The organism is Pseudomonas inefficax, from assembly GCF_900277125.1.
Lineage (GTDB): Bacteria > Pseudomonadota > Gammaproteobacteria > Pseudomonadales > Pseudomonadaceae > Aquipseudomonas > Aquipseudomonas inefficax.
Genome location: NZ_OPYN01000038.1, coordinates 1 through 20,830 on the forward strand (window position 1 = coordinate 1; position 20,830 = coordinate 20,830).

At 58.1% G+C, this 20,830-nt stretch carries 33 protein-coding genes; 32 read left to right on the forward strand and 1 reads right to left on the reverse strand.

The features are described 5' to 3' along the window. The 31 genes from JV551A3_RS03730 to bfr all read left to right on the forward strand — a co-directional run. The coding region (locus JV551A3_RS03730) for an EF-Tu C-terminal domain-related protein (RefSeq protein ID WP_459565067.1) at window positions 1-264 on the forward strand (264 nt) is incomplete at its 5' end. Window positions 265-405: 141 nt separating this feature from the next. Beyond that, a complete protein-coding gene (gene rpsJ / locus JV551A3_RS03735; RefSeq protein WP_003186070.1) occupies window positions 406-717 on the forward strand; it encodes a 30S ribosomal protein S10 in 312 nt (103 codons plus the stop codon). 80 nt (window positions 718-797) lie between these two features. Beyond that, window positions 798-1,433, forward strand: a complete 636-nt coding sequence (rplC, locus tag JV551A3_RS03740) for a 50S ribosomal protein L3 (protein WP_003257089.1) — start codon at window positions 798-800, stop codon at window positions 1,431-1,433. A 12-nt stretch (window positions 1,434-1,445) separates the two neighbouring features. Continuing rightward, the gene (gene rplD, locus JV551A3_RS03745) at window positions 1,446-2,048 is read left to right on the forward strand and encodes a 50S ribosomal protein L4 (protein WP_008089819.1); all 603 of its coding nucleotides are present in this window, start codon (window positions 1,446-1,448) and stop codon (window positions 2,046-2,048) included. Then, complete coding sequence (rplW, locus tag JV551A3_RS03750) at window positions 2,045-2,344, forward strand: 50S ribosomal protein L23 (RefSeq protein ID WP_003255484.1); 300 nt, start codon at window positions 2,045-2,047, stop codon at window positions 2,342-2,344. The genes rplD and rplW overlap by 4 nt, the downstream gene beginning before the upstream one ends. Before the next feature lie 14 nt (window positions 2,345-2,358). Continuing rightward, entirely contained in the window at window positions 2,359-3,183 is an 825-nt protein-coding gene (rplB, locus tag JV551A3_RS03755) for a 50S ribosomal protein L2 (RefSeq protein ID WP_003255483.1), read from the forward strand. Between the two features lie 16 nt (window positions 3,184-3,199). Further along, a complete protein-coding gene (gene rpsS, locus JV551A3_RS03760) occupies window positions 3,200-3,475 on the forward strand; it encodes a 30S ribosomal protein S19 (RefSeq protein ID WP_003255482.1) in 276 nt (91 codons plus the stop codon). A gap of 11 nt (window positions 3,476-3,486) precedes the next feature. Beyond that, the gene (gene rplV, locus JV551A3_RS03765) at window positions 3,487-3,819 is read left to right on the forward strand and encodes a 50S ribosomal protein L22 (protein WP_003103908.1); all 333 of its coding nucleotides are present in this window, start codon (window positions 3,487-3,489) and stop codon (window positions 3,817-3,819) included. 13 nt (window positions 3,820-3,832) lie between these two features. Further along, complete coding sequence (rpsC, locus tag JV551A3_RS03770) at window positions 3,833-4,519, forward strand: 30S ribosomal protein S3 (RefSeq protein WP_003255481.1); 687 nt, start codon at window positions 3,833-3,835, stop codon at window positions 4,517-4,519. Between the two features lie 12 nt (window positions 4,520-4,531). Beyond that, window positions 4,532-4,945: a 50S ribosomal protein L16 gene (gene rplP / locus JV551A3_RS03775; RefSeq protein WP_003255479.1), complete on the forward strand. Its 414-nt coding sequence runs from the start codon at window positions 4,532-4,534 to the stop codon at window positions 4,943-4,945. After that, window positions 4,945-5,136, forward strand: coding sequence for a 50S ribosomal protein L29 (gene rpmC / locus JV551A3_RS03780; protein ID WP_002555481.1), 192 nt, complete (start codon window positions 4,945-4,947; stop codon window positions 5,134-5,136). Before rplP ends, rpmC begins: the two co-directional genes overlap by 1 nt. 2 nt (window positions 5,137-5,138) lie before the next feature. Next, window positions 5,139-5,405 (forward strand): 30S ribosomal protein S17, encoded by a 267-nt coding sequence (gene rpsQ, locus JV551A3_RS03785; RefSeq protein ID WP_008089812.1) that lies wholly within the window; start codon window positions 5,139-5,141, stop codon window positions 5,403-5,405. Between the two features lie 23 nt (window positions 5,406-5,428). Beyond that, the gene (gene rplN, locus JV551A3_RS03790) at window positions 5,429-5,797 is read left to right on the forward strand and encodes a 50S ribosomal protein L14 (protein WP_002555479.1); all 369 of its coding nucleotides are present in this window, start codon (window positions 5,429-5,431) and stop codon (window positions 5,795-5,797) included. A gap of 11 nt (window positions 5,798-5,808) precedes the next feature. Next, complete coding sequence (rplX, locus tag JV551A3_RS03795) at window positions 5,809-6,123, forward strand: 50S ribosomal protein L24 (protein ID WP_016715319.1); 315 nt, start codon at window positions 5,809-5,811, stop codon at window positions 6,121-6,123. 20 nt (window positions 6,124-6,143) lie between these two features. Then, a complete protein-coding gene (gene rplE, locus JV551A3_RS03800) occupies window positions 6,144-6,683 on the forward strand; it encodes a 50S ribosomal protein L5 (RefSeq protein WP_003255474.1) in 540 nt (179 codons plus the stop codon). Between the two features lie 13 nt (window positions 6,684-6,696). After that, window positions 6,697-7,002: a 30S ribosomal protein S14 gene (gene rpsN / locus JV551A3_RS03805; protein WP_110637824.1), complete on the forward strand. Its 306-nt coding sequence runs from the start codon at window positions 6,697-6,699 to the stop codon at window positions 7,000-7,002. Window positions 7,003-7,211: 209 nt separating this feature from the next. After that, on the forward strand, window positions 7,212-7,604 hold the full coding sequence (rpsH, locus tag JV551A3_RS03810; RefSeq protein WP_009681971.1) for a 30S ribosomal protein S8: 393 nt from the start codon (window positions 7,212-7,214) through the stop codon (window positions 7,602-7,604). Window positions 7,605-7,616: 12 nt separating this feature from the next. Then, entirely contained in the window at window positions 7,617-8,150 is a 534-nt protein-coding gene (gene rplF, locus JV551A3_RS03815) for a 50S ribosomal protein L6 (RefSeq protein ID WP_009681972.1), read from the forward strand. A 10-nt stretch (window positions 8,151-8,160) separates the two neighbouring features. After that, entirely contained in the window at window positions 8,161-8,511 is a 351-nt protein-coding gene (rplR, locus tag JV551A3_RS03820; RefSeq protein ID WP_009681973.1) for a 50S ribosomal protein L18, read from the forward strand. Between the two features lie 3 nt (window positions 8,512-8,514). After that, window positions 8,515-9,015: a 30S ribosomal protein S5 gene (rpsE, locus tag JV551A3_RS03825; protein ID WP_003255465.1), complete on the forward strand. Its 501-nt coding sequence runs from the start codon at window positions 8,515-8,517 to the stop codon at window positions 9,013-9,015. 2 nt (window positions 9,016-9,017) lie between these two features. After that, the gene (gene rpmD, locus JV551A3_RS03830) at window positions 9,018-9,194 is read left to right on the forward strand and encodes a 50S ribosomal protein L30 (protein ID WP_003255463.1); all 177 of its coding nucleotides are present in this window, start codon (window positions 9,018-9,020) and stop codon (window positions 9,192-9,194) included. A gap of 3 nt (window positions 9,195-9,197) precedes the next feature. Beyond that, window positions 9,198-9,632 (forward strand): 50S ribosomal protein L15, encoded by a 435-nt coding sequence (rplO, locus tag JV551A3_RS03835; RefSeq protein WP_003257107.1) that lies wholly within the window; start codon window positions 9,198-9,200, stop codon window positions 9,630-9,632. Then, the gene (gene secY, locus JV551A3_RS03840) at window positions 9,633-10,964 is read left to right on the forward strand and encodes a preprotein translocase subunit SecY (protein WP_003255459.1); all 1,332 of its coding nucleotides are present in this window, start codon (window positions 9,633-9,635) and stop codon (window positions 10,962-10,964) included. 28 nt (window positions 10,965-10,992) lie between these two features. After that, window positions 10,993-11,109: a 50S ribosomal protein L36 gene (gene rpmJ, locus JV551A3_RS03845; protein WP_002555468.1), complete on the forward strand. Its 117-nt coding sequence runs from the start codon at window positions 10,993-10,995 to the stop codon at window positions 11,107-11,109. A gap of 131 nt (window positions 11,110-11,240) precedes the next feature. Beyond that, on the forward strand, window positions 11,241-11,597 hold the full coding sequence (gene rpsM / locus JV551A3_RS03850; RefSeq protein ID WP_003257112.1) for a 30S ribosomal protein S13: 357 nt from the start codon (window positions 11,241-11,243) through the stop codon (window positions 11,595-11,597). An 18-nt stretch (window positions 11,598-11,615) separates the two neighbouring features. Beyond that, window positions 11,616-12,005, forward strand: coding sequence for a 30S ribosomal protein S11 (gene rpsK, locus JV551A3_RS03855; protein WP_003255454.1), 390 nt, complete (start codon window positions 11,616-11,618; stop codon window positions 12,003-12,005). 15 nt (window positions 12,006-12,020) lie between these two features. After that, window positions 12,021-12,641: a 30S ribosomal protein S4 gene (gene rpsD / locus JV551A3_RS03860; RefSeq protein WP_003257114.1), complete on the forward strand. Its 621-nt coding sequence runs from the start codon at window positions 12,021-12,023 to the stop codon at window positions 12,639-12,641. Between the two features lie 22 nt (window positions 12,642-12,663). Next, complete coding sequence (locus tag JV551A3_RS03865) at window positions 12,664-13,665, forward strand: DNA-directed RNA polymerase subunit alpha (RefSeq protein ID WP_003255452.1); 1,002 nt, start codon at window positions 12,664-12,666, stop codon at window positions 13,663-13,665. Between the two features lie 42 nt (window positions 13,666-13,707). Then, window positions 13,708-14,094 carry a 50S ribosomal protein L17 gene (gene rplQ / locus JV551A3_RS03870; protein ID WP_003255451.1) on the forward strand — a complete coding sequence of 129 codons (387 nt, stop codon included), beginning with the start codon at window positions 13,708-13,710 and terminating at the stop codon, window positions 14,092-14,094. 172 nt (window positions 14,095-14,266) lie between these two features. Then, entirely contained in the window at window positions 14,267-15,706 is a 1,440-nt protein-coding gene (locus JV551A3_RS03875; RefSeq protein ID WP_133970122.1) for a catalase, read from the forward strand. 163 nt (window positions 15,707-15,869) lie between these two features. Further along, complete coding sequence (gene bfr, locus JV551A3_RS03880; protein WP_003257116.1) at window positions 15,870-16,334, forward strand: bacterioferritin; 465 nt, start codon at window positions 15,870-15,872, stop codon at window positions 16,332-16,334. A 135-nt stretch (window positions 16,335-16,469) separates the two neighbouring features. On the opposite strand, the gene uvrA is transcribed toward bfr, so the two are convergent. Beyond that, window positions 16,470-19,304, reverse strand: coding sequence for an excinuclease ABC subunit UvrA (uvrA, locus tag JV551A3_RS03885; RefSeq protein ID WP_166674209.1), 2,835 nt, complete (start codon window positions 19,302-19,304; stop codon window positions 16,470-16,472). 129 nt (window positions 19,305-19,433) lie between these two features. Between uvrA and JV551A3_RS03890 the strand changes: the two genes are divergently transcribed. Further along, window positions 19,434-20,828, forward strand: coding sequence for an MFS transporter (locus JV551A3_RS03890; RefSeq protein WP_133970123.1), 1,395 nt, complete (start codon window positions 19,434-19,436; stop codon window positions 20,826-20,828). Window positions 20,829-20,830: the final 2 nt, after the last annotated feature.

Genomic DNA, 20,830 nt, shown 5'->3' on the forward strand with positions numbered 1-20,830 from the left:
GAAGTCTACGTTCTGTCGAAGGAAGAAGGCGGTCGTCACACTCCGTTCTTCAAAGGCTACCGTCCTCAGTTCTACTTCCGTACCACTGACGTGACCGGTAACTGCGAACTGCCGGAAGGCGTTGAAATGGTAATGCCAGGTGACAACATTCAGATGACTGTTACCCTGATCAAGACCATCGCAATGGAAGACGGTCTGCGCTTCGCTATCCGTGAAGGCGGTCGTACCGTCGGCGCCGGCGTCGTAGCCAAAATCATCGAGTAATCACTCGACCGATTGAAAAAACCCCCGCTCAGCGGGGGTTTTTTTTATTGGGTTGACACTAAATGGGGGCGTCTATAGAATCACGCCTCCTTTTAGCGGGCGTAGTGCGTCCGTTGGGAACAGCCTGGAGTCTGAAATCCAATGCAAAATCAGCAAATCCGTATCAGGTTGAAGGCTTTCGACCATCGCCTGATCGACCAATCCACCCAGGAAATCGTGGAAACCGCGAAACGTACTGGTGCACAAGTGCGTGGTCCAATTCCACTGCCTACCCGCAAAGAGCGTTTCACCGTTCTGGTTTCCCCGCACGTCAACAAAGACGCGCGTGACCAGTACGAGATCCGCACTCATAAGCGTGTTCTGGACATCGTCCAGCCAACGGATAAAACCGTTGACGCGCTGATGAAGCTTGATCTGGCGGCAGGTGTGGAAGTACAGATCAGCCTCGGCTAAGACTTCGGTCTAGTCGTGTAACGCTCTGAAATGGGCGGCCATAGCGGGTGAAAGCCCCGTACACTCATGAGGTTTACAACATGACTATTGGTGTAATCGGTCGCAAGTGCGGTATGACCCGCATTTTCACCGAAGAAGGTGTCTCCATTCCGGTCACGGTCATTGAGATCGAGCCGAATCGCGTCACCCAGTTCAAAACTGAAGAAACCGATGGCTACCGTGCAGTGCAAGTCACTGTCGGCGAGCGTCGTGCTTCGCGTGTGACTGCCGCTCAGGCAGGTCACTTCGCCAAGGCCAACGTTGCCGCTGGTCGCGGTGTCTGGGAGTTCCGTCTTGAAGAAGGCGATTTCCAGGCTGGCGATCTGATCAAAGCTGAACTCTTCACTGCAGGCCAGCTGGTAGACGTTACTGGTCAGTCCAAAGGTAAAGGCTTCGCCGGTACCATCAAGCGCTGGAACTTCCGTGGCCAGGACAACACCCACGGTAACTCCGTGTCGCACCGTGTCCCAGGTTCCATCGGCCAGTGCCAGACTCCTGGTCGTGTGTTCAAGGGCAAGAAAATGTCCGGTCACATGGGCGCCGAGCGCGTGACTGTTCAGTCCCTGGAAGTTGTTCGCGTAGACGCTGAACGCAACCTGCTGCTGGTCAAGGGTGCCGTTCCAGGCGCTACTGGCGGCGACGTGGTTGTACGTCCAGCTGTCAAGGCTCGCGGTTAAGGGGAAACTGACATGCAACTCAATGTAAATGACGCTCAGGCGATCGAAGTTTCCGAACTGACTTTCGGTGGCGAATTCAACGAGACGCTGGTACACCAAGCAGTCGTGGCCTACATGGCCGGCGGCCGTCAGGGCACCAAGCAGCAGAAGACCCGTTCCGACGTGGCTGGTGGCGGTAAGCGCCCATGGCGTCAGAAGGGTACTGGCCGTGCTCGTGCTGGTACCACTCGTGGTCCGATCTGGCGTGGCGGTGGTGTAACCTTCGCAGCTCGCCCTCAAGATCACTCGCAGAAGCTCAACAAGAAGATGTACCGCGCAGCCCTGCGCTCCATCCTCGCTGAGCTGGTGCGTAGCGACCGTCTGGTCGTGGTTCAGGACTTCGCTGTTGAAGCGCCGAAAACCAAAGATCTGCTGAACAAGCTGAACGGCATGGGTCTGAACGACGTACTGATCGTTTCCGACGCTGTTGATCAGAACCTGTACCTGGCTGCTCGCAACCTGCCGCACGTCGATGTACGTGACGTACAAGGTTCCGACCCGGTCAGTCTGATCGCATACGAGAAAGTGTTGATCACTGTCTCGGCCGTGAAGAAATTCGAGGAGCTGCTGGGATGAACCAGGAACGCGTATTCAAAGTCCTCCTTGGCCCGCACGTTTCCGAGAAGGCTACCGTTCTGGCTGAGAAAAAAGGCCAGTTCGTATTCAAGGTTGCTACCGATGCAACCAAGCTGGAAATCAAGAAAGCTGTCGAAGGCCTGTTCAACGTAAAAGTTGAAAACGTGTCGACTGTTAACGTTCTGGGTAAAACCAAGCGTACCGCACGTGGTCTGGGCAAGCGTAATGACTGGAAGAAGGCGATCGTCTCCCTTCAGCCAGGCCAAGATCTCGATTTCAGCAGCAGTGCTGAGTAAGGAAGGGGTGCATCATGGCAATCGTTAAATGCAAACCGACTTCCCCTGGCCGCCGTTTCGTGGTCAAGGTGGTCAACAAGGAGCTGCACAAAGGCGCTCCTCACGCACCGCTGATCGAGAAAAAATCGAAGTCTGGTGGTCGTAACAACAATGGCCGCATTACCACTCGTCACGTTGGTGGTGGTCACAAGCAGCATTACCGTCTGGTCGACTTCCGTCGCAACGACAAAGATGGCATTCCAGCCACTGTCGAGCGTATCGAATACGATCCGAACCGTACTGCTCACATCGCCCTGCTGTGCTACGCAGACGGTGAGCGTCGCTACATCATTGCCCCTAAAGGCGTGAGCGCTGGCGACCAGCTGATCGCAGGTGCCCTGGCCCCAATCAAGGCCGGTAACTCCCTGCAGCTGCGCAACATTCCAGTAGGTAGCACCATTCACGGCATCGAATTGAAGCCGGGTAAAGGTGCTCAGATCGCTCGTTCCGCTGGTGCTTCGGCTCAGCTGATCGCTCGCGAAGGTGTCTACGTGACCCTGCGTCTGCGCTCTGGTGAAATGCGTAAAGTCCTGGCTGAGTGCCGTGCGACCCTGGGCGAAGTCTCGAACTCCGAGCACAGCCTGCGTTCGCTGGGTAAAGCTGGTGCCAAACGCTGGCGCGGCGTTCGCCCAACCGTTCGTGGTGTTGCCATGAACCCGGTTGACCACCCACACGGTGGTGGTGAAGGTCGTACCTCCGGTGGTCGTCATCCGGTATCGCCATGGGGCTTCCCAACCAAGGGTGCTAAAACCCGTGGTAATAAGCGTACCGACAACATGATCGTCCGTCGTCGCAAGTAACTAGAGGGATACGACAGTGCCACGTTCTCTGAAAAAAGGTCCTTTTATCGATCTTCACCTGCTGAAGAAGGTCGAAGTGGCGGTGGAGAAGAACGATCGCAAGCCAGTTAAAACCTGGTCGCGCCGTTCGATGATCCTGCCACAAATGGTCGGTCTGACCATCGCGGTACACAACGGTCGTCAACATGTCCCAGTTCTGGTGAACGAAGACATGGTCGGCCACAAACTGGGCGAGTTCGCCGGTACCCGCACCTACCGCGGGCACGTGGCTGACAAGAAAGCCAAGCGTTAAGGGGTAAGGAAATGGAAGTAGCCGCTAAGTTGTCGGGCGCTCGCATCTCCGCCCAGAAAGCCCGCTTGGTCGCCGACCAGATCCGCGGGAAGAAGGTGGGCGAAGCGCTCAACCTGTTGGCCTTCAGCAGCAAAAAAGCCGCTGAAATCATGAAGAAAGTCCTCGAGTCGGCCGTTGCCAACGCCGAACACAACGAAGGCGCAGACGTTGATGACCTGAAGGTCTCCACCGTCTTCGTCAACGAAGGGCGTTCGCTGAAGCGCATCATGCCACGTGCCAAAGGCCGTGCTGATCGCATCGTCAAGCGGTCTTGCCATATCACTGTCAAGGTTGCGGACAAGTAACGGAGTCGATCAGATGGGTCAGAAAGTACATCCCACTGGCATTCGCCTGGGAATCGTCAAGGAGCACACCTCCGTCTGGTACGCAGACGGTGCTACTTACGCAGATTACCTGTTGAAGGATCTGAAAACGCGTGAGTACCTCCAAGACAAACTAAAAAGCGCGTCCGTAAGCCGTATCGATATTCATCGTCCGGCTCAAACTGCACGCATCACCATCCACACCGCTCGTCCCGGTATCGTTATCGGTAAGAAAGGTGAAGATGTCGAGAAGCTGCGTCAGGACCTGACCAAGCAGATGGGTGTGCCTGTGCACATCAACATCGAAGAGATCCGCAAGCCGGAACTCGACGCTATGCTGGTTGCGCAGAGCGTAGCTCAGCAGCTGGAACGCCGCGTAATGTTCCGTCGCGCCATGAAGCGCGCCGTACAGAACGCCATGCGTATTGGTGCCAAGGGCATCAAGATCCAGGTGAGCGGTCGTCTCGGCGGTGCTGAGATTGCTCGTACCGAGTGGTATCGCGAAGGTCGTGTGCCTCTGCACACCCTGCGTGCCGATATCGACTACAACACCTACGAAGCTCACACCACCTACGGTGTGATCGGTGTGAAGGTTTGGATCTTCAAAGGCGAAGTTATTGGTGGTCGCCAAGAAGAACTGAAACCACAAGCACCAGCGCCTCGTAAAAAAGCTGCTAAGTAAGGGGTACGCCAAATGTTGCAACCAAAGCGTACAAAATTCCGCAAGCAGATGACTGGCCACAACCGTGGTCTGGCACTGCGCGGTAGCAAAGTCAGCTTCGGCGAATTCGCCCTGAAAGCTGTTGCTCGCGGTCGCCTCACCGCTCGCCAGATCGAGTCCGCACGTCGTGCGCTGACCCGTCACGTCAAGCGTGGCGGTAAGATCTGGATCCGTGTGTTCCCGGACAAGCCGATCTCCAAGAAGCCTCTCGAGGTTCGTATGGGTAAAGGTAAGGGCTCCGTGGAATACTGGGTTGCCCAGATTCAGCCAGGCAAAGTCCTGTATGAAATCGAAGGTGTTTCTGAAGAGCTGGCGCGCGAAGCTTTCGCCCTGGCTGCTGCAAAGCTGCCTCTCGCCACCTCCTTTGTTAAGCGGACGGTGATGTGATGAAAGCGAATGAACTTCGTGAAAAATCTGCACAGCAACTGAATGAGCAACTGCTCGGCTTGCTGCGCGACCAGTTCAATCTGCGTATGCAGAAAGCAACTGGCCAGTTGGGGCAGTCGCACCTGCTCTCGCAAGTTAAGCGTGACATCGCTCGCGTGAAAACTGTGCTCAACCAGCAGGCAGGTAAGTGATCATGGCTGAAGCTGAAAAAACCGTCCGTACGCTGACTGGCCGTGTCGTCAGCGACAAAATGGACAAGACCATCACCGTTCTGATCGAGCGTCGCGTAAAGCACCCGATCTACGGTAAATACGTTAAGCGTTCGACTAAGCTGCACGCGCACGACGAATCCAACCAGTGCAAGATCGGCGACAAGGTTTCCATCCGTGAAACCCGTCCGCTGGCCAAGACCAAGTCCTGGGCACTGGTTGAAGTCCTCGAACGCGCTGTTGAAGTCTAAGGGCTAGGGGTCGGAGAAATTTTATGATTCAGACTCAATCCATGCTCGATGTGGCCGATAACAGCGGCGCTCGTCGCGTCATGTGCATCAAGGTGCTCGGCGGTTCGCACCGCCGTTACGCCGGCATCGGTGACATCATCAAAGTAACCGTCAAGGAAGCAATTCCGCGCGGCAAGGTCAAGAAAGGCCAGGTGATGACCGCTGTTGTCGTCCGTACCCGTCACGGTGTACGTCGCGCTGACGGTTCCATCATTCGTTTCGACGGCAACGCTGCTGTTCTGCTGAACAACAAGCAAGAGCCGATCGGCACTCGCATCTTCGGGCCAGTGACCCGTGAACTTCGTACCGAGAAGTTCATGAAGATCGTCTCGCTCGCCCCTGAAGTGCTGTAAGGAGATCCGACATGCAAAAGATTCGTCGTGACGACGAGATCATCGTGATCGCCGGCAAAGACAAAGGTAAGCGCGGTAAGGTGCTGAAGGTTCTGGCTGATGACCGTCTGGTCGTTGGTGGTGTGAACCTGGTCAAGCGTCATACCAAGCCTAACCCGATGGCGGGCGTTCAGGGCGGTATCGTCGAGAAAGAAGCGCCTCTGCACGCTTCCAACGTTGCCATCTTCAACGGCGAAACCAACAAGGCTGACCGCGTTGGTTTCAAAGTAGAAGACGGTAAGAAAATTCGTGTCTTCAAGTCGACCCAAAAAGCGGTTGATGCTTGAACACTGCTAGGTAGAAGACCATGGCACGACTGAAAGAGATTTACCGGAACGAAATCGCTCCTAAGCTTAAGGAAGAACTTAAGCTGTCGAACGTGATGGAAGTTCCTCGCGTTACCAAGATCACCCTGAACATGGGTCTGGGCGAAGCGATCGGCGACAAGAAAGTCATCGAGCACGCAGTAGCTGACCTGGAAAAGATCACCGGTCAAAAGCCGGTCGTGACTTTCGCTCGCAAATCCATCGCTGGCTTCAAAGTCCGCGAAGGCTGGCCGATCGGCGTCAAGGTGACCCTGCGTAGCGACAAGATGTACGAATTCCTGGACCGCCTGCTGGCGATCTCCCTGCCTCGGGTTCGCGACTTCCGCGGCCTGAATGCCAAGTCCTTCGATGGCCGTGGCAACTACAGCATGGGCGTGAAAGAGCAGATCATCTTCCCGGAAATCGACTACGACAAGATCGATGCTCTGCGCGGTTTGGACATCACCCTGACCACCACTGCTCGTTCGGACGACGAAGGCCGCGCTCTGCTGCGTGCTTTCAAGTTCCCGTTCCGCAACTGATTGGAGTAGGAAAATGGCCAAGAAGAGCATGAAGAACCGCGAGCTGAAGCGTCAGCTCACGGTAGCCAAGTTCGCTAAGAAGCGTGCTGAGCTGAAAGCGACCATCGTCAACCAGAACGCCTCTCCAGAAGAGCGTTTCGCTGCCGTTGTCGCTCTGCAGAAGCAGCCACGTGACGCTAGCGCCTCGCGCCTGCGCAACCGTTGCCGCCTGACCGGTCGTCCTCACGGTGTATACCGTAAGTTCGGCCTGGGCCGTAACATGCTGCGTCAAGCTGCAATGCGCGGTGACGTACCAGGTCTGGTCAAGGCCTCCTGGTAATCGCTGCAGGCTGGATCCCGGCGGAAGGGGAGCAATCTTCCGACCGCCGGTGACCTCGCCAACAAACAAGCCCCTATATGGGGCTTGTTTCGTTTCTACCTTGTGTCTAGAATGACCGGCTCACCTGAGCCTGGGTTTTTTGCCCTGTCCGCTCAGGTGGTTGTGATAGCCGCAAGGCTAATAATTCTTGTATCAGGAGCATCTAGCCCATGAGTATGCAGGACCCGTTAGCGGACATGCTAACTCGCATCCGTAATGCCCAGATGGCTGAAAAGTCCGTCGTAAGCATGCCTTCCTCCACCCTGAAGGTCGCGGTTGCCAAAGTTCTGAAAGACGAAGGTTACATCGCTGGCTACCAGGTTACTGGTGAGGCCAAGCCTTCCCTGTCGATCGAACTGAAGTACTTCGAAGGCCGTCCGGTCATCGAGGAACTGAAGCGCTCCAGCCGTCCAGGCCTGCGCCAGTACAAGTCCGTCGCAGAACTGCCGAAAGTACGTGGCGGCCTGGGCGTGTCTATCGTCTCCACCAACAAAGGTGTGATGACTGATCGCGCTGCGCGCGCTGCCGGTGTCGGCGGCGAAGTTCTGTGCACAGTGTTCTAAGGGGAGATAGGCATGTCTCGCGTCGCTAAGAACCCCGTTAAGCTGCCAGCAGGCGTCGAAGTCAAATTCGCCGGCCAGCAGCTTTCGGTGAAGGGTGCCAAAGGCACTCTCGAACTGAACGTTCACTCGTCTGTTGAAGTTACCGAAGAATCTGGCGAGCTGCGTTTCGTCGCTCGCAACGGTGACCAGCAAGCTCGCGCCATGGCCGGTACTACCCGTGCTCTGGTGAACAACATGGTCCAGGGCGTAAGCCAAGGCTTCGAGCGCAAGCTCCAGCTGGTCGGTGTTGGTTACAAGGCACAGGCCAAGGGCACCGTCCTGAACCTGGCCCTGGGCTTCTCGCACCCAGTGGACTACGAACTGCCAGCCGGCATCACCGCTGAAACCCCAAGCCAGACCGACATCCTGATCAAGGGTATCGACAAGCAGCTGGTGGGTCAGGTGGCCGCTGAAATCCGCGACTTCCGTCCGCCAGAGCCTTACAAGGGCAAGGGTGTGCGTTACGCGGACGAAGTAGTCCGTCGTAAAGAAGCCAAGAAGAAGTAGGGCCTAGCAAATGACCGACAAAAAAGTTATCCGACTGCGTCGCGCTCGCAAAGCACGCCTCAAGATGCACGAACTCGAAGTCGTGCGCCTGTGCGTGTTCCGCTCCTCGCAGCACATCTATGCCCAGGTCATTTCGGCCGACGGCAGCAAGGTTCTGGCAAGCGCCTCGACCTTGGACAAAGAACTGCGTGATGGCGCCACTGGCAACATCGACGCGGCCACTAAGGTTGGCAAGCTGGTAGCTGAGCGTGCGAAAGCCGCCGGTGTATCTCAAGTTGCCTTTGACCGTTCCGGCTTCAAGTACCATGGCCGCGTCAAAGCGCTGGCTGATGCTGCTCGTGAAGGCGGGCTGGAGTTCTAAGTTATGGCAAATAACGATCAAAAGCGCGACGAAGGCTACATCGAGAAGCTGGTTCAAGTTAACCGCGTTGCCAAAACCGTAAAAGGCGGCCGTATCTTCACCTTCACCGCGCTGACCGTGGTAGGTGATGGTAAAGGTCGTGTTGGCTTCGGCCGTGGCAAGTCGCGCGAAGTACCTGCCGCGATCCAGAAGGCCATGGAAGCTGCTCGCCGCAACATGATCCAGGTTGACCTGAAGGGCACCACCCTGCAGTACGCCACCAAGGCCGCCCACGGCGCCTCGAAGGTTTACATGCAGCCTGCCTCGGAAGGTACCGGTATCATCGCCGGTGGCGCAATGCGTGCTGTCCTGGAAGTTGCTGGTGTTCAGAACGTTCTGGCCAAGTGCTACGGTTCGACCAACCCTGTGAACGTGGTTTACGCCACCTTCAAGGGTCTGAAAGCCATGCAATCTCCTGAATCCATTGCTGCCAAGCGCGGCAAGAGCGTCGAGGAGATCTTCTGATCATGGCAACCGTAAAAGTAACGCTGATCAAGAGCGTCTCGGGCCGTCTGCCTAACCACAAGCTGTGCGTTAAAGGCCTGGGTCTGCGTCGCATCGGTCACACTGTAGAAGTCCAGGATACTCCCGAGAACCGCGGGATGATCAACAAGGCTTACTACATGCTGAAGGTCGAGGGTTAATCGATGAAACTCAATGATCTGAGTCCAGCGCCGGGTTCCCGTCGCGAGAAGCATCGTCCAGGTCGTGGTATCGGTAGCGGTCTGGGCAAGACCGGCGGCCGTGGCCACAAAGGTCAGACTTCCCGTTCGGGTGGTTCGATCGCTCCTGGCTTCGAAGGCGGTCAACAGCCGCTGCACCGTCGTCTGCCGAAGTTCGGCTTCGTTTCCCTGAAAGCCATGGACCGCGCCGAAGTGCGTCTGTCCGAGCTGGCCAAGGTGGAAGGCGACGTGATCTCCGTGCAATCCCTGAAGGATGCCAACGTGATCGGCCAGAACGTACAGCGCGTGAAAATCATGCTGTCTGGCGAAGTCACTCGCGCAGTCACCATCAAGGGTATCGCAGCCACCAAGGGTGCGCGTGCGGCTATCGAAGCAGCTGGCGGCAAGTTCGAGGAATAAATGGCTAAGCAAGGTGCTCTCTCTTCGCTCGGTAAGGGCGGGATGTCGGAACTCTGGGCTCGTCTGCGCTTTCTGTTCATGGCGATCATCGTCTATAGGATAGGTGCGCATATCCCGGTTCCTGGCATCAATCCAGACCGTCTGGCGGATCTGTTTCGGCAGAATGAGGGGACCATTCTTAGCTTGTTCAACATGTTTTCCGGTGGCGCGCTCGAGCGCATGAGCATCTTTGCACTGGGGATCATGCCGTACATCTCGGCATCGATCATCATGCAGCTGATGACGGCGGTCAGCCCGCAACTGGAGCAGTTGAAGAAGGAAGGTGAAGCTGGCCGTCGCAAGATCAGCCAGTACACCCGCTACGGCACCGTTATCCTGGCACTGGTTCAAGCCATTGGCATGTCCATTGGCCTGGCCAACCAGGGCGTGGCGTTTTCTGCAGGGCTGGGCTTCCATGTCGTCGCCGTCTCCACCTTCGTGGCGGGCGCGATGTTCATGATGTGGCTGGGCGAGCAGATCACCGAGCGCGGTGTGGGCAACGGTATCTCGATGTTGATCTTCGCAGGTATCGTTGCCGGTCTTCCGAGAGCAATCGGGCAGTCTTTCGAGTCTGCGCGCACAGGCGATATCAACATTTTCGCCCTGGTCGCTATCGGTTTGCTGGCAGTAGCGATTATCGGTTTCGTGGTGTTCATTGAGCGTGGTCAGCGTCGTATCGCCGTTCACTACGCCAAGCGTCAGCAGGGCCGCAAGGTCTTCGCTGCGCAGACCAGCCACCTGCCGCTTAAAGTGAACATGGCGGGGGTTATCCCGGCCATTTTCGCGAGCAGCATTCTGCTGTTCCCGGCTTCGCTGGGTGCCTGGTTCGGTCAGTCCGAAGGTATGGGCTGGCTGCAGGACATCTCGCAGTCGATCGCTCCTGGTCAGCCGTTGAACATTCTGCTGTTTAGTGCAGGGATCATTTTCTTCTGCTTCTTCTACACAGCGTTGATGTTCAACCCGAAAGACGTAGCGGAAAACCTGAAGAAGTCCGGTGCCTTTATTCCGGGTATCCGTCCTGGTGAGCAGTCGGCGCGCTACATTGATGGCGTTCTGACCCGTCTGACCATGTTCGGTGCTCTTTACATGATGGCCGTCTGCCTTCTGCCCCAGTTCCTGGTGGTGGCAGCAAATGTGCCGTTCTACCTTGGCGGGACCTCGTTGCTGATTGTGGTAGTGGTTGTGATGGACTTCATGTCCCAAGTACAATCGCACCTCGTTTCGCACCAGTACGAATCCCTGATGAAGAAAGCCAACCTGAAAGGCTACGGTGGCAGCGGTCTGCTGCGCTGATACGCCCCTAAGGTTCGAGGAGTCGGTAATGAAAGTTCGTGCATCGGTGAAAAAGCTGTGCCGTAACTGCAAGATCATCCGTCGCGAAGGCGTCGTACGAGTGATCTGCAGCGCGGAACCGCGTCACAAACAGCGCCAAGGCTGAGTGTGATCTGCGCTTCAAACCCAGCAGCTAGTGTGCTGCTGGGTTGATTATTCGTTTCTACAGCGATATTATCTCGCGCCCTATTTCTTGGCTTCCGGGGCGTAGGTAGCTGTCAATTGGAGTCCCACTGAATGGCCCGTATTGCAGGCGTCAACATTCCAGATAACAAGCATGCTGTTATCTCGCTGACCTACATCTATGGTGTCGGTCGCACTACTGCACAGAAGATCTGTGCAGACGCTGGTGTAAACCCAGCCGCTAAGATCAAGGATCTGAGCGACGAGCAAATCGAAACCCTGCGTGGCGAAGTCGCGAAGTTCACCACCGAAGGTGACCTGCGTCGTGACATCAACATGAAGATCAAGCGCTTGATGGACCTGGGTTGCTACCGCGGCCTGCGTCATCGTAAAGGTCTGCCGGTTCGCGGTCAGCGCACCAAGACCAACGCACGCACCCGTAAGGGCCCGCGTAAGCCGATCCGCAAGTAATCGCCCAGGAATATAGACATGGCAAAACCTGCTGCTCGTCCTCGTAAGAAAGTCAAAAAGACAGTGGTTGATGGCATCGCCCACATCCATGCCTCTTTCAACAACACCATCGTGACCATCACCGACCGTCAGGGCAACGCTTTGTCCTGGGCGACCTCCGGTGGTTCGGGTTTCCGTGGTTCGCGCAAATCCACCCCGTTCGCAGCTCAGATCGCTGCTGAGCGTGCTGGTCAAGCTGCGCTGGAATACGGTCTGAAGAACCTCGACGTTAACGTCAAGGGTCCAGGTCCAGGTCGTGAGTCCGCCGTTCGTGCACTGAACAGCTGCGGCTACAAGATCGCCAGCATCACCGACGTGACGCCAATCCCGCATAACGGGTGCCGTCCGCCGAAGAAGCGTCGCGTGTAATCAGGAGACAGATAAATGGCACGTTACATTGGTCCAAAATGCAAACTGTCTCGTCGTGAAGGCACTGACCTGTTCCTGAAGAGCGGCGTTCGCGCTCTGGAATCGAAGTGCAACATCGAAGCAGCCCCAGGTATCCACGGTCAGCGCCGTGGCCGTCAGTCCGACTACGGTACCCAGCTGCGCGAGAAGCAAAAAGTTCGTCGTATCTACGGTGTTCTGGAGCGTCAGTTCCGCGGTTACTACCAGGCTGCAGCCTCGAAAAAAGGCGCAACCGGTGAGAACCTGCTGCAACTGCTCGAGTGCCGTCTGGATAACGTCGTCTACCGTATGGGCTTCGGCTCGACTCGTTCCGAGTCCCGTCAGCTGGTTTCGCACAAAGCGATCAGCGTCAACGGTAAGACTGTAAACATTCCATCCTACCAAGTTCGTCCGGGTGACGTGGTCGCGGTTCGTGAGAAGTCGCTGAACCAGCTGCGCATTGTTCAAGCCCTTGAACTGTGCGCCCAGCGTGGCCGCGTTGAGTGGGTTGACGTGGATGCTGCTAAAAAGTCGGGCGTTTTCAAGAACGTTCCTGCTCGCAGCGACCTGTCTGCCGACATCAACGAGAACCTGATTGTCGAGCTCTACTCCAAGTAAGGGCTAGAAAATAGGTGCATCCATGCAGATTTCGGTAAATGAGTTCCTGACTCCCCGCCACATTGATGTGCAGGTAGTCAGTCCGACCCGCGCCAAGATTACGCTCGAGCCTCTCGAGCGTGGTTTCGGCCATACCCTGGGCAACGCGCTGCGCCGCATCCTGTTGTCCTCCATGCCTGGCTGTGCAGTAGTCGAGGCCGAGATCGACGGCGTACTCCATGAGTACTCCGCGATCGAAGGTGTTCAGGAAGACGTCATTGAAATCCTGTTGAACCTGAAAGGCCTGGCTATCAAACTGCACGGTCGTGACGAAGTTACGCTGACCTTGTCGAAAAAGGGTTCGGGGGTGGTTACCGCTGCCGATATTCAGCTGGATCACGATGTCGAGATCGTCAACCCCGATCACGTAATCGCGAACCTGGCGTCGAACGGCGCCCTGAACATGAAGCTCACCGTAGCTCGTGGTCGTGGTTACGAGCCGGCCGACTCCCGTCAAACCGACGAAGACGAAAGCCGTAGCATTGGCCGTCTGCAGTTGGACGCTTCGTTCAGCCCGGTGCGTCGTATCGCCTATGTGGTCGAAAACGCCCGTGTTGAACAGCGTACCAACCTGGACAAGCTGGTCATTGATCTGGAAACCAACGGCACCCTGGATCCTGAAGAGGCTATCCGCCGCGCTGCGACCATCCTGCAACAGCAGCTGGCCGCGTTCGTCGACCTCAAAGGTGACAGCGAGCCTGTCGTAGTCGAGCAGGAAGACGAGATCGATCCGATCCTGCTGCGTCCGGTTGACGACCTGGAACTGACTGTACGTTCGGCCAACTGCCTGAAGGCGGAGAACATCTACTACATCGGCGACCTGATTCAGCGTACCGAAGTAGAGCTGTTGAAGACTCCTAACCTGGGCAAGAAGTCCCTGACTGAAATCAAGGACGTCCTGGCCTCTCGTGGTCTGTCTCTCGGCATGCGCCTCGACAACTGGCCGCCTGCAAGTCTTAAGAAAGACGACAAGGCGACCGCCTGATCGTCGTAATCACCGAACGTAGTGTTTGGTAAGGAATGAATCATGCGTCATCGTAAAAGTGGACGTCACCTGAGCCGTACCAGCTCTCACCGCAAGGCTATGTTCCAGAACATGGCAGTGTCGCTGATCGAGCACGAGCTGATCAAAACCACCCTGCCGAAAGCCAAGGAACTGCGTCGCGTTGCCGAGCCGCTGATCACCCTGGCCAAGGAAGACAGCGTAGCTAACCGCCGTCTGGCCTTCGATCGTACCCGTTCGAAGTCCGCTGTTGGCAAGCTGTTCAACGACCTGGGCAAGCGTTACGCCACTCGTCAGGGCGGCTACCTGCGCATCCTGAAGTGCGGTTTCCGCGCTGGCGACAACGCCCCTATGGCGTACGTCGAGCTGGTTGATCGTCCGGTCGGCGGTGCTGTAGAAGCTGCTGAGTAAGACGTTCTGTCTGCTACAAAGAACCGGGCCTAGTGCCCGGTTTTTTGTATCTAGGTGTATTGTTTATTTCTATTGATACAAGTCATGTAATGCATTTGTTCTTGTAACCTTGCTCGTCAATACTCTCTCCAGAGCCGATTAGCCGGCGCTTGAAGACCGATAAGGAGAGCCCATGAGCAAGATTCTCACCACCGCCAGCGGTGCACCCGTAGCCGATAACCAGAATTCCCGTTCCGCCGGCCCGCGCGGCCCGCTGCTGCTCGACGACTTCCACCTGATCGAAAAGCTCGCCCATTTCAACCGTGAGAACATTCCTGAGCGCCGCGTACACGCAAAAGGCTCGGGCGCTTACGGCACCTTTACCGTTACCCGCGATATCACCGGTTACACCAGTGCCAAGTTGTTTGAACAGGTTGGCAAGCAGACCGAAACCTTCCTGCGCTTCTCCACCGTTGGTGGCGAGCGTGGCTCCGCTGATACCGAGCGCGATCCTCGTGGTTTTGCCGTCAAGTTCTACACCGAGGAAGGCAACTGGGACATCGTCGGCAACAACACGCCGGTGTTCTTCATCCGCGACCCGCTGAAGTTCCCAGACTTTATCCATACGCAGAAGCGTCATCCGCAATCGAACCTGAAGAACGCCCAGATGATGTGGGACTTCTGGTCGCACTCTCCCGAGGCGCTGCACCAGGTGACCATTCTGTTCTCCGATCGCGGCATCCCGGACGGTTACCGCCACATGCACGGCTTCGGTAGCCATACCTACAGCCTGATCAACGCCGAAGGTGAGCGCACTTGGGTCAAATGGCACTTCAAGACCCAGCAAGGCATCAAGAACCTCGCACCGGCAGAAGCAGCGCGCCTGGCAGGTACTGACCCGGATTACGCCCAGCGTGACCTGTTCGAAGCCATCGAGCGAGGCGATTACCCACGCTGGACCGTATGCATTCAGGTGATGAGCGAGGCCGAGGCTACCAGCCGCGACGAGAACCCGTTTGATGTGACCAAGACCTGGTCGCAGAAGGACTACCCGCTGATCGAAGTGGGCGTGCTGGAACTCAACCGTAACCCGCTCAACTACTTTGCAGAAGTAGAGCAGGCTGCGTTTGGCCCGAGCAACATGGTGCCGGGTGTCGGCCTGTCGCCGGACAGGATGCTGCAAGGGCGGGTATTCGCCTACGCCGACGCGCACCGCTATCGTGTCGGCACCAACCACCAGCAGCTGCCAGTCAACGCGCCACGTTGCCCGGTCAACAGCTATCAGCGTGATGGTTCCATGGCTACCGGCAGTTACGGTAGCGCGCCGAACTATGAGCCCAACAGCTACAGCGATGCACCGAAGCAGTCGCCACGCCATGCCGAGCCTGCACTGGCCCTGCAGGGTTGCGCAGACCGCTACGACCATCGCGAGGACACCGACTACTACAGCCACGCCGGCGCGCTGTTCCGGCTGATGAATGATGAGCAGAAGGCTCTGCTGATAAGCAATATTGCCGGCACCATGGCAGGCGTAAGCGAAGATGTGATTCAGCGTCAGCTGCAATACTTCTTCAAGGCCGATCCGGCTTATGGCGAAGGGGTTGCCAAGGCTTTGGGCATCAATCTCGCCTAAGTCGAAGTGATAAGAAGAACCGCCCTCATTTGGGCGGTTTTTCAATGAATATCACTACTGTTTAACCGTTTTTTTGCTTCTAATTGCGCGGTTCTCAGTGACCGCAGGCAAAAGCTGGTTCACACTATGTGGCATAGACGTTTTCACATGGAGAAGCAGGGCGATGCAAGGTCACCCGGACGTAATCAACTACCTCGTTACGCTGCTGAAGGGCGAACTGGCGGCGCGCGACCAGTACTTCATTCACTCGCGTATGTACGAAGACTGGGGCCTGTCCAAGCTCTACGAGCGCATCAACCATGAAATGGAAGAAGAGACGCAGCATGCCGATGCTCTGATGCGTCGCATCCTCATGCTCGAAGGCACCCCTGACATGCGCGCGGACGACCTGGAAGTGGGCAGCACCGTGCCGGAAATGATCGAGGCCGACCTCAAGCTCGAGTACAAGGTACGCGGCGCGCTGTGCAAAGGCATCGAGTTGTGCGAGCTGCACAAGGACTACATCAGCCGCGACATCTTGCGCGCTCAGTTGGCTGATACTGAAGAAGATCACACGTACTGGCTGGAGAAGCAGCAGGGGCTGATCAAGGCCATTGGCCTGGAAAACTACCTGCAATCGCAGATGTAAAAGCCTGGGGCTGCTTTGCAGCCCTGTCGCGACACAAGGCCGCTCCTACAGGCGATCGCGCTAGCCCAAGGTTGACGCAATCGCCTGTAGGAGCGGCCTTGTGTCGCGATAGGGGCGCAAAGCGCCCCCAGAGTCTCACGCCCGATCCCGCTCCAGCAGCGGTTTCAGGTAATGCCCGGTATAGGATTGCTTCATCTCGCTCAGTTCTTCCGGCGTACCGCAGGCAATGATCTGCCCACCTTTCGAGCCACCCTCCGGCCCCAGATCCACCAGCCAGTCCGCGGTCTTGATCACATCCAGGTTGTGCTCGATCACCACCACCGTGTTGCCGTGATCGCGTAGGCGATGCAGTACGTCCAGCAACTGCTGGATATCGGCAAAGTGCAAGCCCGTGGTCGGTTCGTCGAGGATGTACAAGGTCTTGCCGGTGTCACGTTTGGACAGTTCACGCGACAGTTTCACCCGCTGTGCCTCACCGCCCGACAGGGTGGTCGCCGACTGCCCCAGCTTGATGTAGGACAGCCCCACATCCATCAACGTCTGCAGCTTGCGCGCCAGCGCCGGCACGGCGTCGAAGAACTCGCGGGCATCCTCGATGGTCATCTCCAGCACCTCGTGGATGTTCTTGCCCTTGTACTTGATCTCCAGGGTTTCGCGGTTGTAACGCTTGCTCTTGCACACATCGCACGGCACGTAGATGTCCGGCAGGAAGTGCATCTCCACCTTGATCAGGCCATCGCCCTGGCAGGCTTCGCAACGGCCACCCTTGACGTTGAATGAGAAACGCCCCGGACCATAGCCGCGCGAACGCGATTCCGGCACACCGGAGAACAGTTCACGGATCGGCGTGAAGATGCCGGTGTAGGTCGCCGGGTTCGAGCGAGGGGTACGGCCGATCGGGCTCTGGTCGATATCCACCACCTTGTCCAGGTGCTGCAGGCCATCCATGCTGGCATGCGGCGCCGCTTCCAGGCTGCTTGCACCATTCAGGGCGGTGGCGGCCAGTGGGAACAGGGTGTTGTTGATAAGCGTCGACTTGCCCGAGCCGGATACCCCGGTCACGCAGGTCAACAGGCCGATCGGGACTTCCAGATCGACGTTTTGCAGGTTGTTGCCACGCGCGCCCTTGAGCTTGAGTTGCAGCTTCTTGTTGCGCGGCGTGCGCTTGGCCGGCACGACGATCTTCTTGCGCCCGGACAGGTACTTGCCGGTCAGCGAGTCGGGGTGGTCCATGACCTCCTGCGGCGACCCCTCGGCGACGATCTGCCCGCCATGCACGCCAGCCCCAGGGCCGATGTCCACCACGTAGTCGGCCAGGCGGATGGCGTCCTCGTCGTGTTCTACCACGATCACCGTATTGCCCAGGTCGCGCAGGTGGTTGAGGGTGGCCAGCAGGCGGTCGTTGTCGCGCTGATGAAGGCCGATGGACGGTTCATCGAGGATGTACATCACCCCTACCAGGCCGGCGCCGATCTGGCTGGCCAGGCGGATACGTTGCGCTTCGCCACCGGACAGGGTATCGGCGCTGCGGTCGAGGGTGAGATAGTCGAGACCGACGTTGACCAGAAACTGCAGGCGCTCGCAGATTTCCTTGAGGATCTTCGCCGCAATTTCGCCACGGCGACCGGTCAGGGTCAGCTTGCCGAAGTAGTTGCTGGCTTCACCGATCGGCAGGTTGGTCACTGCCGGCAGCGTTTTTTCGCCCACCCACACATGCCTTGCCTCACGGCGCAGGCGGGTGCCGCGGCAATCCGGGCAGGGCTGGGTGCCGAGGAACTTGGCCAGTTCTTCGCGCACGGTGGCTGACTCGGTCTCGCGGTAACGACGCTCCAGGTTCGGCACGATGCCTTCGAACGGGTGCGAGCGCTTGACGATGTCGCCGCGGTCGTTGAGGTACTTGAAGTCGACGCTCTGCTTGCCGCTGCCCTGCAGGATCACCTTCTGGTGCTCGGCCGACAGTTGGCCGAATGGTTCCTCGAGGCTGAAGCCGTAATGCGCGGCCAGTGAACCGAGCATCTGGAAGTAGTACACGTTGCGCCGGTCCCAGCCGCGGATCGCGCCTTCGGCCAGGGTGAGCTCGGTATTGACCAGGCGTTTGGTGTCGAAGAACTGCTTCACTCCCAGGCCATCGCAGGTCGGGCAGGCGCCGGCGGGGTTGTTGAAGGAGAACAGCTTCGGCTCCAGCTCGCTGATGGCATGACCACAGACCGGGCAGGCAAAACGCGCGGAGAAGATCGTCTCTTCGCCTTGCTCGTCATCCATCGGTGCCACCAGGGCGATGCCGTCGGCCAGCTTGAGCGCGGTCTCGAACGACTCGGCCAGGCGCTGTTGCAAGTCGGCGCGGACCTTGAAACGGTCCACCACCACATCGATGCTGTGCTTCTTCTGCTTGTCCAGCTTGGGCAGTTCGTCGAGCTCGTAGAGCTTGCCGTTGACCCGGGCGCGCACGAAGCCCTGGGCGCGCAGCTCGTCGAACACCGCCAGGTGCTCGCCCTTGCGCTCGCGCACCACCGGTGCCAGCAGCATCAGCTTGCTGCCTTCCGGGCGCTCCAGCACCAGGTCGACCATCTGGCTGATCGTTTGCGCCTCCAGCGGGATATCGTGGTCGGGGCAGCGTGGGGTGCCGACGCGGGCGTACAGCAGGCGCAGGTAGTCGTAGATTTCGGTGATGGTGCCGACCGTGGAGCGGGGGTTGTGCGAGGTCGACTTCTGCTCGATGGAAATGGCTGGCGACAGGCCTTCGATGGTATCGACGTCGGGCTTTTCCATCATCGACAGGAACTGCCGGGCGTAGGCCGAAAGCGATTCCACATAGCGACGCTGGCCTTCGGCGTACAGGGTGTCGAACGCCAGGGACGACTTGCCGGAACCGGACAGGCCGGTGATCACGATCAGCTTGTCCCGGGGCAGGGTCAGGTCGATGTTCTTCAGGTTGTGGGTGCGTGCCCCACGAATCAGGATCTTGTCCACTGCGGCCTCGCTTGGCGGGCATAAACAAAGAATTATACGGCCCCCTGCCAGTACGCGGCAAAGCGTCGCGTAGATGCCGTCAAGCTGTCGGACTGATAGAATCGCCGCCGGTTCACACGAGGTTAATCCATGCACGACACCCACAACGAGCGCATGAGTGGCGGCGAAACCCGCGCCGCTGGCGGCCTGGCCCTGGTCTTTGCCTTTCGTATGCTGGGCATGTTCATGGTCTTGCCGGTGCTGGCCACCTACGGCATGGACCTGGCCGGTGCCACGCCGGCGCTGATCGGCCTGGCCATTGGCGCCTATGGCCTGACCCAGGCCGTATTGCAGATCCCGTTCGGGATGATTTCCGACCGCATCGGTCGCCGGCCGGTGATTTACCTGGGGCTAGTCATCTTTGCCCTGGGCAGCGTACTGGCGGCCCAGGCCGACTCCATCTGGGGGGTGATTGCCGGGCGCATCCTGCAGGGCGCCGGGGCGATTTCCGCTGCGGTCATGGCGCTGCTGTCCGACCTCACTCGCGAGCAGCACCGGACCAAAGCCATGGCCATGATCGGCATGAGCATCGGCCTGTCGTTTGCTGTCGCCATGGTCGTCGGCCCATTGTTGACCGGCGCCTTCGGGTTGTCAGGATTGTTCCTCGCCACGGCAGGACTTGCCCTGGTCGGCATCCTGCTGATCGCCTTTGTCGTGCCCAATGCCCACAGCATTCTGCAGCACCGTGAGTCGGGTGTGGCGCGCCAGGCCATCGGCCCGACCCTGCGCCATCCGGACCTTCTGCGCCTGGATGTGGGTATTTTTATCCTCCACGCCATCCTCATGGCCAGCTTCGTCGCATTGCCACTGGCCTTCGTCGAGCGCGGCGGCCTGCCGAAGGAACAGCACTGGTGGGTGTACCTGACCGCGTTGTTCATCTCATTTTTTGCAATGGTCCCGTTCATCATCTATGGCGAAAAAAAGCGCAAGATGAAACGCGTGCTGGCCGGGGCGGTCAGTGTGTTGCTGCTGGTGGAGGTGTTCTTCTGGCAGTGGGCTGACGGTTTGCGCGGACTGGTGATCGGCACCGTGGTATTCTTTACTGCATTCAACCTGCTGGAGGCATCGCTGCCTTCGCTGGTGAGCAAGGTGTCGCCTGCAGGTGGCAAGGGGACGGCAATGGGGGTCTACTCCACCAGCCAGTTCCTCGGCGCTGCCCTGGGAGGAATCCTCGGTGGCTGGTTGTTCCAGCACGGCGGGCTGAACATGGTGTTCCTCGGTTGTGCGGTACTGTGTGCCATCTGGTTGGTCGTCGCCTTGCGCATGAACGAGCCGCCCTATGTGACCAGCCTGCGCATGCCGCTGACGCCAGAGGCGGTCCGGGAAGCCGGCCTGACCGAGCGCCTGATGGCCGTACCGGGTGTGACCGACGCCGTCGTGGTGGCGGAAGAAGCTGCCATCTATATCAAACTGGATACGAAAATTTTGGACCGTACGACCCTCGAGCGCCTGGTGAACCCGGCCTCTTCGGCGTGCGAAGCCTAGGA